Genomic DNA, 925 nt, shown 5'->3' on the forward strand with positions numbered 1-925 from the left:
CAGGATTCAGAACAAGTACGGACCGCGCTGTTCCGGCTTTCACCAAATCAAGCGCAGTTTGAAGAGCAAATGTGGCAGACGAACATGCAACATTCATATCGAAGCCAAAGCCGTCAATCCCAAGCTGCTGTTGAACTTCAATAGATATTGCTGGGTAAGCTCGCTGTAAGTTGGAACAAGCTACAAGTACGGCATCAACATCAGCTACCGTTTTATTGGCTTGAGCCAGCGCGTCTTTTGCGGCGGCTGTTGCCATTTCACATAAAACACTCGGCTCAGAATTTGGTCGTTCGGGGATATTCGGCGCCATGCGCATTGGATCAAGAATACCCTCTTTATTCATCACATAACGGCTTTTAATTCCGCTAGCTTTCTCTATGAAAGCAGAAGAAGATTCTTGTAAGGGTGCGACGCTTCCGTCTTCAATGGCAGCTGCGTTTTCTGCATTAAATGCCGCAACATAACTATTAAAGCTTTCTACCAACTCATCATTACTAATTGACTGCGTTGGAGTAAACAAACCTGTGCCGGTTATCGCCGCTTTATACACTAATTTCCCCTTCTATAAATTATCTATTCTCGTCAGAGACGCGCACCACTAAGAAGCATCATCAGACATTAGTCTTGAAGACACCAATAAACAACTTAAATCAATCACCTCTCAGCGCCGAGTTAAACTCGTCGCACCAACTGCCATTGTTTATTGATACGTTTTTCGGAGATGGTCTCAGCCGTGCCCAATTGTTGGGCGAACCATGATACGCGCTGCTCTTCAATTAGCCAACGAAATCTTGTTAACTCTGGGTCAGAAATACCTTGCGCTTTGTGTGCGTCTAAGCGACTTCGGTATTGCTCCCACCAGTCTTTTAACAACGGCAATGTTTTCCTCTCAAGTGCTAGCTCACGCCCCATCTTTTCGAAGCGC

Annotated in this window: 1 protein-coding gene and 1 pseudogene; both read right to left on the minus strand. The window is 45.6% G+C overall.

Going from position 1 to position 925, the window contains the following annotated elements; genetic code table 11:
• Positions 1 to 550: pseudogene (locus tag A3739_RS14695) on the minus strand (beta-ketoacyl-ACP synthase III); the annotation flags it as partial.
• A gap of 122 nt (positions 551 to 672) precedes the next feature.
• Positions 673 to 925 (minus strand): DUF3418 domain-containing protein (locus A3739_RS14700; RefSeq protein ID WP_156502602.1); only part of this gene is annotated, 253 nt, incomplete at its 5' end.

Source organism: Oleiphilus sp. HI0067 (genome assembly GCF_001635735.1).